Origin of the sequence: Geoalkalibacter sp. (assembly GCF_030604225.1) — a bacterium.
In the GTDB taxonomy this organism is placed as follows: domain Bacteria; phylum Desulfobacterota; class Desulfuromonadia; order Desulfuromonadales; family Geoalkalibacteraceae; genus Geoalkalibacter.
In genome coordinates this window covers 1-13526 of record NZ_JAUVWH010000091.1, presented here as the reverse complement: position 1 = coordinate 13526, position 13526 = coordinate 1, and the positions used below count along the sequence as shown (strand labels likewise).

Sequence of the window (13526 nt, the reverse complement as noted above, 5' to 3'; positions counted from 1 at the left end):
TCGGCCACCTCGCCGATGGGCGCATCCTTGTCCTTGTTGATGGCCACCACGAAACCGGATTTCTTCATGCCGGCCAGATGCTGGATGGCCCCGGAAATGCCGCAGGCGACATACAACTTGGGCGCCACGACCTGTCCGGTGCTGCCCACCTGGCGGCTGTGATCGACCCAACCGGCATCGACCACCGGACGACTGGCGCCCATTTCACCCCCCAGGGCCTTGGCCAGGGAGGCGATGAGGGGAACATTTTCCGGTTTGCCGATGCCGCGACCGGCGCTAACGATGATTTCGGCCCGACCGAGGTCGACCTCGCCCTTCTCGGCCGCTTCGTAGCCGACAAAGGACAGCTTGCCCTCAGCCGCGCCCCCGATCTTCTCCACCTGGGGATTGCCCGTCGGCTCGCCGGACAGGTTAAAGGCCCCCGACTGCAAGGTGACCACCGCGATCTTGCTGGTGGGACGGACCTGGCGACGCAGCTTGGCGTTGCAGGCCGGAAGCACAAAGGCGCCGTCGGCATAGTCGACCACCTCGGAGACCTGCGCCGCTTTCAGCGCCAGGGCCAGGCGCGGCGCCAGATCCCAGCCGTAGGAGGAATGGCAAAAAACGATGAGATCGGGATTCTCCCGGGACACGACCTCCCGCAGCAGCTGCGCATGCAGCGCCGGATGGTATTCGCCGCACTCGGCCGCGTCGGCCAGGTAAACCTTGCCGCCAAAACGCGGCAAATCCGCTTCGCTGCCGACGGCGAACAACACCGCCTCGGCCCCGAGTTTTTGCGCGAAGGCGAGGGTTTCATAGGTTCCTTCGAGCAGCTTTCCTTGCCGATATTCACCAACGAGCAGGGCTTTCATGGCGTACCTCCTATTTGAAAACCGTGGTTTTTTCCTTGAGAATGCCGATCAGGCGCCCGGCCAGCTCCGCCGGTTCGCCCTCCAGCACCAGCCCGCCGGCGCGCTTCTCGGGAAAGGACATTTTCTCGGTAACCGCCAGGGCCGCCCCCTGGTGCAGGTCCCCGACGGCGCGGGTGGCGATCTCCTTTTTCTTGGCCTTCATGATGTTGGGCAGGGTGGGATAGCGCGGGGTGTTGAGGCCTAGCTGGCAGGTAAACAGCGCCGGAAGGCTGGTCTTGACCACCGCCTTGAGCCCACCTTCGAGTTCGCGCTTGACTTTGACCCCGCCGTTGTCGCGCTCGAAGGCGACGATGGTGCTCACCGAGGGGATGCCGAGCATCTCGGCCACCAGCACCCCGACCTGGGCGGAGCCGCGATCCTGGGATTGCATGCCGGTGAAAATGATGTCGAAATTCTCATTGCGGGCGTAGGCGGCGATGATGGCCGCGATTTCAAAGGGATCGCGCTCGTGACTCTGCTCGTCGGGCACGTGCACGCCGCGATCTGCACCCATGGCCAGGGCCTTCTTCATCGCCTCCTTGACCCGCTCGGGGCCGATGGAAAACACCACCAGCTCGCCGGTGCCGGCCTGCTCCTTGAGTTGCACCGCCTGCTCGACGGCGTATTCGTCGTACTCGTTCATGCGCCAGGCCAGCGCCGCGGTGTCGTACCAGTTGCCGGCGCCGTTGATCTTGAAACGCGACTCCATGTCGGGAACCTGCTTGATGCAGACGAGAATCTTCATAGCTACCTCCGCTGTCGTTTATTGATTCGCCTTTTCATAAGTCCCATCCCTACAACCTCTCCACCAGAATCTCCGCGATGTCCCTAGGCGCCAGCCGCCCTTCGAGATCGGCGCCCTTAATGCCGTCCTCGAACATGGTAAGGCAGAAGGGACAGTTGGACACCAGCAACGGCGCCCCGGTTTCCGCGGCCATGCGCGCCCGCGCCTCGCTGATGCGGGTACCGAGCTTTTCCTCGGCGAGGATGCGCCCGCCGCCCGCGCCGCAGCAGAAACTCTCGGCCTCGGACTTGGACATCTCGACCACCTGCCCCCCCGCCGCCGCGATGAGGTTGCGCGGCGCGGCGTAAATGTCGTTGTAGCGCCCCAGATAGCAGGAATCGTGATAGGTGCAGGGCAGCGCCTCATCGCTCTTCTCCAGGCGCAGCGCGCCCTGGGCGAGGAGTCCATCCAGAAAGCGGGTGTAATGCTCGACCTCGAGATCAAAGCCCAGATCCCGGTAATCCTTGGCCAGGGTGTTGAAGCAGTGCGGACAGGTGGTCACGACCTTTTTCACCCCGTAGCCCTTGATGGTCTCGATGTTTTCGCCGGCCAGCCCCTGGTAGAGATATTCGTTACCCAGCTTGCGCAGGGGCTCGCCGCAGCACTTTTCCTCGCTGCCGAGAATCCCGACGCGGATGCCCGCCGCCTGGCAAAGCTTGATGAAGGCCGAGGCCACGCGAATGTTGCGCTTGTCGAAGGAGGCGTAGCAGCCCACGAAATAGAGCACGTCGACATCGGCGTCCTCGGCAAGGGTCTTGACGCCGAGCTCTTGCGCCCAATCGCCCCGCCCCGCGAAGGGCATTCCCAGGGGATTGCCGTTGACCTCGGCGTTCTCCGCGGCACCCATCACCTCCTCGCCGGGGAACTCGCCTTCCATGAGCACCAGATTGCGCCGCGCATCGACGATCTTGGGCACATGCTCGATGGCCGCGGGGCAGATCTCCTGGCAGGCGCGGCAGGTGGTGCAGCTCCACAGCTCATCCTTGCCGAGGGATTCAATCAGGGATCGGTCGGGGGCGTTGAAGGCCGTCTCGCCGATCTGGTTGACGATTTTCATGGGCGAGAGGGGCTTGTCGGTGGCGTGCGCCGGGCAGCGGTCCTGGCAGCGCTTGCACTGGGTGCAGGCATCGGCGTCGAACAGATCCTTCCAGGTCAGGTCCGCAATGCGCGCCGCACCGAAACTCTCGACCGACTCGTCCTCGAGGTTCAGGGTCACCAGGGCGCCCTTGGGACGACGGTCGGCAAGGAAGTAGTTGGCGCTGGTGGTCAGAATGTGGCGAAACTTGGTGAAGGGAATCAGGGCGATGAAGCCCAGGGCCAGGGCCAGGTGCAGCCACCAGACCCCGACATGCAGGCTGCGCAGGGCCGGCTCGCCCAGACCCGCCATGCCCTTGGCGAAGACCAGCCCCACGGGCGACCAGGCGGCCAGGGGCGTCCCCAACTCGGTCACCGCCATGCGCGCGCCTTCCAGCACGAAGCCGGTCAGCAGGATGGCGAACAGCAGGCCGTGCATGAGGGCATCGTCGCGCCCCGTTTCCAGGCCCGGCGGGCGCACCACATAACGGCGCACCAGCAGGCCGCCCAGCATCAGAACCGCCACCAGGCCGGCCAGATCGAGAATCAGGGAGAAAAACAGGTAGAAGTTTCCCTTGAGAAAGCGCACCCCGAACAGCGGGTCGGTGAAGTCGGCCTGCACGACGATCAGGCAGGTGCCGATGAACAGCAGGAAAAACCCCCAGAAGAACAACCCATGGGCCGTCCCCGCGCCGGGCACCCGCATCACCTTGACCTGGCCCAGAACCTGCCGAAGCGCGCTGGACGCCCTGAGCCCCGCCTCATCCCGACGATTCTCCGCGCGCCCCAGGCGATAGACCTGAATGCGGCGCCAGAAGCCCCAGGCCAGCACCCCGAACGCCGCCAGGGTCAGAAGGTACATGGGGACGAGAGTTGCCGCTCCCTGACCGATGTTCCAGTAGATTTCCCGTGTCAATTCCATCGCGACTCCTCGTGGCCGTTGAACGGTCGTTTCATGCGCCCCCGGCGGCAGCGCTCTTATCCTCCTAGAGCAAGGCTGATGCCAAACGCCGTTTGAAAATTCCCTATCGGAATTTTAAACAATATCTTCAATGACTTAGAAAGACGGGGGACAAGTCGAACGGGGACCGAGGGCGAAAACGATGCGGCCCTCGGTGTAAACGCAGGTTGTCACACCGGCGCAAAAGGCAAGAAAAAGAGGAGACCGAACGGGAAAAGAGAAAAGCGGAAGGGGTTTTTTCAGAACACTGTTATCAAGCGTGACACGTCTACGTTTGTTGACACGGCCCCCGCGCGGGAAATTTGCGCGGGGGCCGTGATGCGCCTAAACCATGCCGTACTTCTGAAGCTTTTTGTAAAAACCCGGGCGCGAGATGCCAAGCAGACCCGCCGCCTGGAGCTTGTTGCCGTCGACCTGTTGCAAGGCTTTTTCCAGAATCTGCCGCTCCAGCCCTTCCAGGATGTCCTGCAAGGGCCGCCGTCCGACATCGGCGAGAAAGCCCTCGGCCTCGACATAGGGACGCGCCTCGCGCGGCGGCGCCGACAGCTGGCGGATGTGATAGGGCAGATGCTCGCGCCGGATGCTCGGCCCGGTCACCACGTTGAAAGCACTTTCGACGATGTTGCGCAGCTCGCGGATATTGCCGGGATAGTGATAGGCCTTGAGCGCGTCCCAGGCCTCGGGCTCCAACCCCTGGACCTCCAGGCCGAACTCGGCGTTGAAGCTGTCGAGAAAATGGTTGACGATGAAATAAAGATCCTCGGTGCGGTCCCGCAAGGGTGGAATGGACAGGGCCATGACGTTGAGGCGGTAATAGAGATCCTCGCGAAACTTGCCGTCGCGCACCGCTTCTTCGAGTTTAATGTTGGTCGCGGCGATGATGCGCACGTCAACCTTCTTGGCCTGGCTGCTACCCAGGGGCGTGAGTTCGCGCTCCTGCAGGATGCGCAACAGCTTGGCCTGCATGGTCACCGACATGTCGCTGATTTCATCGAGAAAAATCGTGCCGTTGTGCGCCAGCTCGAACTTGCCGACCTGCCCGCCCTTCTTCGCCCCGGTAAAAGCGCCTTCGGCGTAGCCGAACAGCTCGGATTCAAGCAGGTGCTCGGGAATCGCCGCGCAGTTCATCTTGATGAACGGCCCGTTGCGCCGCTTGCTCGCGGCATTGATGCTGTGGGCGAAGAGCTACTTGACGGTGCCGCTCTCGCCGACAAGCAGCACATTGGAGCCGCGCTCGGCCACGCGCAGCAAGGTCTCCTTGAGCGAGCGCATCACCTTGCTGTGGCCGATGATGCTGTTGATGTCGTACTTGAAATCACCGCCCTTGGCGACGCGCGGCGAACCAGCCGGGGCCGGTTCCTGCAACGGCGCGCCCTTGGCCAGCCGCACCCGGTCGTGGACGTCCTGGATCAGCACCTTCCCCAGGGCGCCGATGGCGCGGCCGTCGCGAATCAGCGGATAGCGGCAGGCGATGATCTCGCGGCCGTTGAGAAAATGCGGCCAGCCGACCTCGGCCTTGCCGGTCTTCATGACGATGGGCAGGCGCGAGAGCTTGGAATTGGGATAGGCTTCGAGGATATGCCGGCCGATCATGTCCTGGGTGCGCACACCGAAGATATCGGCCATCGCCTGGTTGACCAGCACGATGATGCCCTCCTCGTCGACGATGATGGTGCCCTCGTAGGCCAGATCCATGATCGGACCCAGGGTCCGCACGATTTCGTGCAGTTCGATGTAGGAGAGATCGTCATGAGCGCGCACCCTGCGGTCGATGGCCAGCACCCCGCCGCGCAGGGCACCGTCCGCCACCTCGGGCACATAGTGGCAGATGAGCTTGCCTGTGGAGACCGAGGCCGGCTGGGACCGGAAACTGACGCCCTTGGCCATCAGGGCGGTGAGATGCCCCAGCTTGACGATATCATCCAGGCGCCGCCCGGTGAGATCCTTGCCGTCGAGCCCGAGAATGGCCTGCCCGACATCGTTCGCGGCGCGAATGCGCTGATCCTGATCCAGCGCCAGCACCCACCAGTCCCGTTGGCCCAGCAAGGCCTTCAGGTCGAATTCGGTACGACTGACCATTTGTACAAATTCCATCCACGACTCCCCAAATAGCCCGAAACTGTAAACCGGAAGAACAGCTGTCAACGCAGGCGACATGCGCCTGGCGGCAGCGACCCCTTCCGGCCCCCTAAACAACGGCCCCAATGTAAACAAAACGAGACAGTCAAATCAAGTAAAACATTTTTTTTCTGATTAAAGCCCTCAAGAGAAGCATTTTTTACAAGCATTTTCAACACAATTGCCATTATCGCCGAGAAAGGCACAGGCCTTGGCACGGCAGTTGCTAAAACGTTGTTTCCAAACATAAGCGACTTTCGGCCGGCCCCGCCGGATCCAGCCGAACCCAGCAAGGAGAGAGCGCCATGGAAGCCGCCGCCTATCAGGCCCAGAACCCCATCCGCTTCGTCACCGCCACGAGCCTCTTCGACGGCCACGACGTGTCCATCAACATCATGCGCCGCCTGCTGCAGGACTCGGGCGCCGAGGTCGTCCACCTGGGACACAACCGCTCGGCCGAGGAGATCGTCACCGCGGCGATCCACGAAGACGCCCAGGGGATCGCCGTCAGCTCCTACCAGGGCGGACACCTCGAATTTTTCAAGTACCTGCACGATCTGCTGCGGGAGCGTGACGCCGGGCACATCAAGATTTTCGGCGGCGGCGGCGGAGTCATCATCCCCAAGGAGATCGACGAACTGCACAGCTACGGCATCTGCAAGATTTTCTCGCCCGAGGATGGACGCAAGATGGGTCTGCAGGGCATGATCAACTTCAAGCTCAGGGAATGCGATTTTCCCACGCCTCGGTCGGTCCGCGACGATCTGGTCGCCATCGCGGAGAAGCGCCCCCAGGCCATCGCGCGGCTGATTTCCCTGGCCGAGGCGCGGCTGCGGGAAAAGTCGCCGGCGACCGAGGAGCTTTTCGCGCAGCTCTCGGCTCGGGCGCAGGATGTTCCGGTGCTGGGGATCACCGGTACCGGCGGCGCGGGCAAGAGCTCGCTCACCGACGAACTGGTGCGGCGCTTCCTGCGCGATTTCCCCGACAAGCATCTGGCGATCCTCTCCGTCGACCCGACCCGCCAGCGTACCGGCGGGGCGCTCCTCGGCGACCGCATCCGCATGAACGCCATCGACTCGCCGCGGGTCTACATGCGCTCGCTGGCCACCCGCCAGTCGCGCAGCGAGCTCTCGGCGGCGATCCACGACGCCCTGTGCGTGCTCAAGGCCGCGGCCTTCGATCTGATCATCGTCGAGACCAGCGGCATCGGTCAGGGCGACGCCGCCATCGTCGAGGTCTGCGACGTCTCGCTTTACGTGATGACCAGCGAGTTCGGGGCGCCGACGCAGCTGGAAAAGATCGACATGCTCGATTTCGCCGACCTGGTGGCCCTCAACAAGATGGAGAAGAAGGGAGCCGAGGATGCCTTGCGCAATGTGCGCAAGCAAGTGCGCCGTAACCGCCGCCTCTTCGACGCGCCCGATGAAGAAATCCCGGTGTTCGGCACCATCGCCAGCACTTTCAACGATCCGGGCACCAACGTGCTCTATCGGGCCCTGATCGACAAGATCAGCGCGAAAAAGGGAACAGCCTGGCACTCCTCACTGACCCTGGTTCAGGGCGAAAGCCGCCGCCGGCACATCATTCCGCCCGAGCAGGCCGGCTATCTCGCCGAGATCGCCCGCACCTCCCGCGCCTATCGCCAACAGACCGAGGAGCAAAGCCGCGCGGCGCGGCAACTGTTTCAGATTCAGGGAACCCGCGAGCTGCTGCAATGCCGGCCGCGCGCCCTCGGCGCCCAGGCGGCGTCCGGCGCCGCCCTCCCCGGCGCCGAGGCGCTCGACGCGACCCTCGCGGCCCTGATGCAGAGTTGTGAGGAACACCTTTTGCCGGAAACGAAAAAAACCCTCGCCGCCTGGCCGGAGCTGAAAAAGGCCTACCGCGAGCCCGTCATGGTCACCAAGGTGCGCGACAAGGAAATTCGCACCGAAACCTTCACCACCTCCCTCTCGGGCACCCGCATCCCCAAGATCTGCCTGCCGGATTACGAGGACTGGGGGGAGATCGTCAAGTGGACGCGCAAGGAGAACCTGCCGGGCTTCTTCCCCTACACCGCCGGGCTCTTCCCCTTCAAGCGCACCGCCGAGGACCCCAAGCGCCAGTTCGCCGGAGAAGGAACGCCCGAGCGCACCAACCGCCGCTTTCACTACCTGACCAAGGATGATCCGGCCAAACGCCTCTCCACCGCCTTCGACAGCGTCACCCTCTATGGCGAGGACCCCGACGAGCGCCCGGACATCTACGGCAAGGTGGGCGAAAGCGGGGTCTCCATCTGCACCCAGGACGACATGGACAAGCTCTTCGCCGGCTTCGACCTGTGCGACCCCATGACCAGCGTGTCGATGACGGTCAACGGCCCGGCGCCGATCCTGCTGGCCATGTTCTTCAACACCGCCATCCGCCAGCAGCTCGACGCGTTCCGCCGCGAGCAGGGGCGCGTGCCCTCCGCGGACGAAGAGCGCGAAATCCGCGCCTGCACCCTGCAGACGGTGCGCGGCACGGTGCAGGCCGACATCCTCAAGGAGGATCAGGGGCAGAACACCTGCATCTTTTCCACCGAGTTCGCCCTGAAGATGATGGGCGACATCCAGCAATTCTTCATCAGCGAGAAGGTGCGCAACTACTACTCGGTGTCCATCAGCGGCTACCACATCGCCGAGGCCGGCGCCAATCCGATTTCCCAGCTCGCCTTCACCCTGGCCAACGGCTTCACCTTCATCGAGTACTACCTCTCACGCGGCATGCACATCGACGACTTCGCCCCCAACCTCTCGTTTTTCTTCAGCAACGGCCTCGATCCCGAGTACACCGTCATCGGCCGGGTGGCGCGGCGCATCTGGTCGGTGGTGCTCAGGAATAAGTACGGCGCCAACGCGCGCAGCCAGATGCTCAAGTACCACATCCAGACCTCGGGACGCTCCCTGCACGCCCAGGAGATGGACTTCAACGACATCCGCACCACGTTGCAGGCGCTCATGGCGATCTACGACAACTGCAACTCCCTGCACACCAACGCCTACGACGAGGCGGTCACCACCCCCACGGAGGAATCGGTGCGCCGCGCCATGGCCATTCAGATGATCATCACCAAGGAGCTGGGGCTGGCCAAAAACGAAAACCCCCTGCAGGGGGCCTTCATCATCGACGAACTCACCGATCTGGTGGAGGAGGCGGTGCTGGCCGAATTCGAGCGCATCAACGAGCGCGGCGGGGTGCTCGGCGCCATGGAGACCCAGTACCAGCGCAGCAAGATCCAGGAAGAGTCGATGCTCTACGAGCACCTCAAGCACTCAGGCGAATTGCCCATCATCGGCGTCAACACCTACCTCAACCCCCGCGCCGACGAGGAAGGCTACCGCATCCCCGGCGAACTGGCCCGCGCCACCAAGGAAGAAAAAGAGCAACAGATCGCCAACCTGCGCGCCTTTCAGCGGCAGCACCGCGAAGCGGCGCCCAAACTCCTCAAGCGCCTTCAGCAGGTCGCCGAGCGGGGGGAGAACATCTTCGCCGAACTGATGAACACCGTGCAGGTCGCCTCCCTGGGACAGATCAGCGCGGCCCTCTACGAGGTCGGCGGCCAGTACCGGCGCAACATGTAGAAAATCCCCCTTGATCCCCCTTTGCCAAAGGGGGAAAAAGCAGCCTCTGCGAAAATTGTGAGCTCAATGAACCGCCGCCGCCCCCTTTGCCAAAGGGAAAAAGACAACCTCCCCCCTTTGACAAAGGGGGGCCGGGGGGGATTTCAAAACGACAAGGAGAAGCGAATGGCCATCCAGCAGGAATGCGCGCGCCGCATCCGCCAGCTCCAAACCCAGCTTGAAAAACGCGATCTCGACGGGGCGCTCCTGGTCTATCCCATCGACATCTATTATTTTTCCGGCACCCGCCCCAATGCTTTGCTGTGGATTCCAACGGCGGGCGACCCGGTGTTGCTGGTGCGCAAAAGCCTCTCGCGCGCCCTGGCCGAGAGCGCCGTCGCCGACGTCCGCCCCTTTCCGCCCAGCCGTGAACTGCCCAGCCTGCTGGGCGCGGCGCGGCGCGTCGGTCTGACCTTCGATGTCCTGCCCGTCCAGCAGCTGCACTTTTTCAACAAGGTGCTTCCGGGCATCGAATTCGTCGACATCAGCGCCGCCAACCGCGAACTGCGCTCGATCAAATCCGCCTGGGAAATGGAGAAGTTGAAAGAGAGCGGCGCGCGGCTCTGCGCGGTCTTCGCCCAAATTCCTGAATTTCTGCGGCCGGGCATGCGCGAACTCGACCTGGCCGCCGAAATTGAGTATCGGGCGCGCAAGCAAGGCTGCGAAGGCTATGTGCGCCTGCGCGCCTTCCACCAGGAACTCTTTCACGGCATCGCCGCCGCTGGTGAGAGCGCGGCCCGGTCGGGCTTTTTCGATGGGCCCGCCACCGGCAGCGGACTCTCCAGCGCCGCCGCCCACGGCGCCTCCGCCGCCCCCATCGCCCGGGATGTGCCGATCCTGGTTGATTACACCGGGGTCTTCGAGGGTTATATCGTCGACATGACCCGCATGTTCGTGCTCGGCGAGTTGCTCCCCGAGATGCGCAAGGCCTTCGACGTGGCCCTGGAGATTCAGGATTACCTGACGGAAAACCTGCGCCCCGGACAGGACTGCGCCGAGTTGTTCGCCGGCTCCGTCGCCCTGGCCGAAGCCGCCGGCCTCGGAAGCCACTTCATGGGCGCGCCCGGCGAGCAGGCCAAGTTCGTCGGCCACGGCGTCGGACTGGAACTCGACGAGCTGCCGATCCTCGCCCAAGGCTTCCAGGTGCCCCTGCACCTGGGACAAACGGTGGCCATTGAACCCAAATTCACCTTTCCCGGCAAGGGCGTGATCGGCATCGAAAACACCTTTGCCGTCGGTCCTGAGGGCGGCATGCGCCTGACCCGTCTGTCCGACGACCTGGTGCAGGTCTAGGAGATGGACGCGATGAAGAAAAAACCGTCCGTGCTGTTTGAGCCGACCCGCATCCGGGGGCTGGAATTAAACAACCGCCTGGTGCGCTCTGCGACCTGGGAGGGGATGTGCGACGCCGAGGGGCGGCCGACCCCGGCCTTGCGGGATTATTACCGCGACTTGGCCGAAGGCGGGGTCGGCCTGATCATCAGCGGCTTCGCCTTTGTCGCCGTCGAGGGCAAGCCCCTGCCGGGAGCCCTGGGATTGCACCGGGACGATTTCGCGCAGGACCTGCGGGCGCTCACGACCGCCGTGCATCAGGCCGGCGGCGTCCTCTGCGCGCAACTGGCGCACGCCGGGGGCCAAACCCGCCCCGCTCTGTGCGGCGGCACGCCCCTCGCGCCCTCGGCCGTCGCCGCCGCCCAGTATCAACCCGAAACCCCGGCGGCCATGAGCGGCGCCGACATTCAGCGCACCATCGCGGCCTTTGCCGACGCCGCCCGGCGCGCCCGAGAGTGCGGCTTCGACGCCGTGCAGCTGCATGCCGCCCACGGCTATCTCATCAACCAGTTTCTTTCGCCCCACACCAACCGGCGCGACGACGGTTACGGCGGCAGACTGGACAACCGCGCGCGCTTTCTGCTCAGCACCTACCGCGCGGTACGCGCGGCGGTGGGCGATGACTACCCCATCCTGGTCAAGCTGACCGGCAGCGACCATCTGCCCGAAGGGCTTGGCGAGAAAGAAGCCGTGCGCGTCGCCCAGGCCCTCGACGCCCTGGGCATCGACGCCATCGAGGTCAGCAGCGGCACGCCCGCCTCGGGCAAGCTGACGCCGCTGCGCCGCAACATCCTCGCGCCGGACCAAGAGGCCTACAACCTCTCCCAGGCACGGGACATCAAGGCCGCCGTGCGCTGCCCGGTGATGGTGGTCGGCGGCATCCGCGGCCCGGACCGCGCGGCGGCGATCCTCCGCGACGGCGACGCCGACTACCTCTGCCTGAGCCGCCCCCTGATCCGCGAACCCGGACTGCCGCGCCGCTGGCGCGCCACGGACAATCCGGTCGCCAGCGACTGCACCTCGTGCAACCGCTGCTTCAAGGCCGCCCTCAAGGGCCGCCTGGAATGCCTCAAGGCGAATGGCGCTTGACAGCCCCCCACCGCCTTGATAAAACGTGCAAAATTTGCAAACGGCCGGTGCCGCGCTTCAGGGCGCGGAGAATAGGGAAGAGGGTGCGAATCCCTCGCTGACCCGCAACTGTAACAGGCGATGAAAGCCGCACGACGCCACTGGGGCGACCCGGGAAGGCGCGGCGAGTAAGACGACCCTGAAGCCAGGAGACCTGCCAGTCCGTTGCTTTGGGAACCTCCGTGGAACGAGGGGCCGAAGCCGGATTGCGCCTCCTTTGTCGCAGCAAGTTCGAGCCTCTGCCCTTCCCCCGGCAGAGGCTTTTTCATTTTCGAACCCGACAAGGAGACCGCAGCATGCCGACCCAGATCGAACGGGCCCGCCAGGGCCAGATCACCCCGCAGATGGCAGCCATCGCCGCCGAGGAACAACTGAGCCCCGACCTCATCCGCCGGCGCGTCGCCGAGGGCCAGATCGTCATTCCCTGGAATCTCAACCGCAAACCCGCGCGGGTGGCGGGCATCGGCAAGGGCCTGCGCACCAAGGTCAACGCCAGCATCGGCACCTCCTCCGACATCATCGACTACGGCGCCGAGGTCCGCAAAGCCCTGGCCGCCCAGGAGGCGGGCGCCGACACCCTCATGGAACTCTCCGTCGGCGGCGACCTCGACCGGGTGCGCCGCGAGGTTCTGGCCGCCGTCGATCTGCCCGTGGGCAACGTGCCCCTCTATCAGGCGTTTTGCGAGGCGGCGCGGCGCTACGGCGACCCGAACAAGCTCGACGCGGAGTTGCTCTTCGATCTCATCGAGCGCCAGTGCGCCGACGGCCTGTCCTTCATGGCGGTGCACTGCGGCATCAACCTCTACACCATCGAGCGGCTGCGCAAACAGGGATATCGATACGGCGGCCTGGTCTCCAAGGGCGGGGTGAGCATGGTCGCCTGGATGCTGGCCAACGGTCGGGAGAATCCCCTCTACGAGCAGTTCGACCGGGTGGTGGGCATCCTCAAGAAGTACGACGTGGTGCTCTCCCTGGGCAACGGGCTGCGCGCCGGGGCCATCCACGACAGCTCGGATCGCGCCCAGATCCAGGAGTTGCTCATCAATTGCGAACTGGCCGAACTCGGCCGCGAGATGGGCTGCCAGATGCTCGTCGAAGGCCCGGGGCACGTGCCCCTCGATGAAGTGGCGGGCAACATCCAGTTGCAAAAGCGCATGAGCGGCGGCGCGCCCTATTACATGCTCGGCCCCATCGCCACCGACGTCGCCCCCGGCTTCGACCACATCACCGCCGCCATCGGCGCCGCCCAGTCGAGCAGCCACGGCGCCGACCTGATCTGCTACATCACCCCCGCCGAGCATCTTGCCCTGCCCAACGAGGAGGACGTGCGCCAGGGCGTCAAGGCCGCGAAAATCGCCGCCTACATCGGCGACATGAACAAGTACCCCGAGCGCGGCCGCGAGCGCGACAAGGCCATGTCCAAGGCGCGCCGCGACCTCGACTGGGAGGCGCAGTTCCGCCTCGCCCTCTACCCCGAGGACGCCCGCGCCATCCGCGCCGACCGCGCCCCGCAAGACGAAGCCACCTGCACCATGTGCGGGGATTTCTGCGCCTCGCGCGGCGCCGGCAAATTGTTCGCGGGGGATTTGCGGGGGGATAAG

At 64.5% G+C, this 13526-nt stretch carries 9 protein-coding genes, 1 pseudogene and 1 riboswitch; of the genes and pseudogenes, 4 read left to right on the top strand and 6 right to left on the bottom strand.

The features are described from left to right. The 6 genes and pseudogenes from QAT43_RS10505 to QAT43_RS10480 all read right to left on the bottom strand — a co-directional run. A partial coding sequence (locus tag QAT43_RS10505; RefSeq protein ID WP_305043024.1) for an electron transfer flavoprotein subunit alpha/FixB family protein occupies window positions 1-851 on the bottom strand: 851 nt, incomplete at its 3' end. Window positions 852-861: 10 nt separating this feature from the next. Then, entirely contained in the window at window positions 862-1635 is a 774-nt protein-coding gene (locus QAT43_RS10500; RefSeq protein WP_305043023.1) for an electron transfer flavoprotein subunit beta/FixA family protein, read from the bottom strand. Between the two features lie 49 nt (window positions 1636-1684). Next, the gene (locus tag QAT43_RS10495) at window positions 1685-3670 is read right to left on the bottom strand and encodes a heterodisulfide reductase-related iron-sulfur binding cluster (protein ID WP_305043022.1); all 1986 of its coding nucleotides are present in this window, start codon (window positions 3668-3670) and stop codon (window positions 1685-1687) included. 363 nt (window positions 3671-4033) lie between these two features. Further along, on the bottom strand, window positions 4034-4507 hold the full coding sequence (locus QAT43_RS10490) for a helix-turn-helix domain-containing protein (RefSeq protein ID WP_305043025.1): 474 nt from the start codon (window positions 4505-4507) through the stop codon (window positions 4034-4036). Further along, window positions 4496-4882: pseudogene (locus tag QAT43_RS10485) on the bottom strand (sigma 54-interacting transcriptional regulator); the annotation flags it as partial. The gene QAT43_RS10490 and the pseudogene QAT43_RS10485, both read right to left, overlap by 12 nt. 12 nt (window positions 4883-4894) lie before the next feature. Continuing rightward, on the bottom strand, window positions 4895-5803 hold the full coding sequence (locus tag QAT43_RS10480; protein ID WP_305043021.1) for a PAS domain-containing protein: 909 nt from the start codon (window positions 5801-5803) through the stop codon (window positions 4895-4897). Window positions 5804-6132: 329 nt separating this feature from the next. Between QAT43_RS10480 and icmF the strand changes: the two genes are divergently transcribed. The 4 genes from icmF to thiC all read left to right on the top strand — a co-directional run. Further along, a complete protein-coding gene (icmF, locus tag QAT43_RS10475) occupies window positions 6133-9426 on the top strand; it encodes a fused isobutyryl-CoA mutase/GTPase IcmF (protein ID WP_305043020.1) in 3294 nt (1097 codons plus the stop codon). A 165-nt stretch (window positions 9427-9591) separates the two neighbouring features. Beyond that, a complete protein-coding gene (locus tag QAT43_RS10470; protein ID WP_305043019.1) occupies window positions 9592-10758 on the top strand; it encodes a M24 family metallopeptidase in 1167 nt (388 codons plus the stop codon). A 12-nt stretch (window positions 10759-10770) separates the two neighbouring features. Next, window positions 10771-11886: an NADH:flavin oxidoreductase gene (locus tag QAT43_RS10465; protein ID WP_305043018.1), complete on the top strand. Its 1116-nt coding sequence runs from the start codon at window positions 10771-10773 to the stop codon at window positions 11884-11886. A 28-nt stretch (window positions 11887-11914) separates the two neighbouring features. Continuing rightward, a riboswitch (cobalamin riboswitch) is annotated at window positions 11915-12101 on the top strand. A gap of 120 nt (window positions 12102-12221) precedes the next feature. Then, window positions 12222-13526, top strand: a 1305-nt coding sequence (gene thiC / locus QAT43_RS10460; protein ID WP_305043017.1) for a phosphomethylpyrimidine synthase ThiC, incomplete at its 3' end; no start/stop codon positions are given.

Coding starts and splice junctions, on each gene's coding strand:
- QAT43_RS10470 (WP_305043019.1), top strand. CDS start 9,592: ATGGCCATCCAGCAGGAATGCGCGCGCCGCATCCGCCAGCTCCAAACC.
- QAT43_RS10495 (WP_305043022.1), bottom strand. CDS start 3,670: ATGGAATTGACACGGGAAATCTACTGGAACATCGGTCAGGGAGCGGCA.
- QAT43_RS10480 (WP_305043021.1), bottom strand. CDS start 5,803: ATGGAATTTGTACAAATGGTCAGTCGTACCGAATTCGACCTGAAGGCC.
- QAT43_RS10500 (WP_305043023.1), bottom strand. CDS start 1,635: ATGAAGATTCTCGTCTGCATCAAGCAGGTTCCCGACATGGAGTCGCGT.
- QAT43_RS10465 (WP_305043018.1), top strand. CDS start 10,771: ATGAAGAAAAAACCGTCCGTGCTGTTTGAGCCGACCCGCATCCGGGGG.
- QAT43_RS10490 (WP_305043025.1), bottom strand. CDS start 4,507: ATGGCCCTGTCCATTCCACCCTTGCGGGACCGCACCGAGGATCTTTAT.
- icmF (WP_305043020.1), top strand. CDS start 6,133: ATGGAAGCCGCCGCCTATCAGGCCCAGAACCCCATCCGCTTCGTCACC.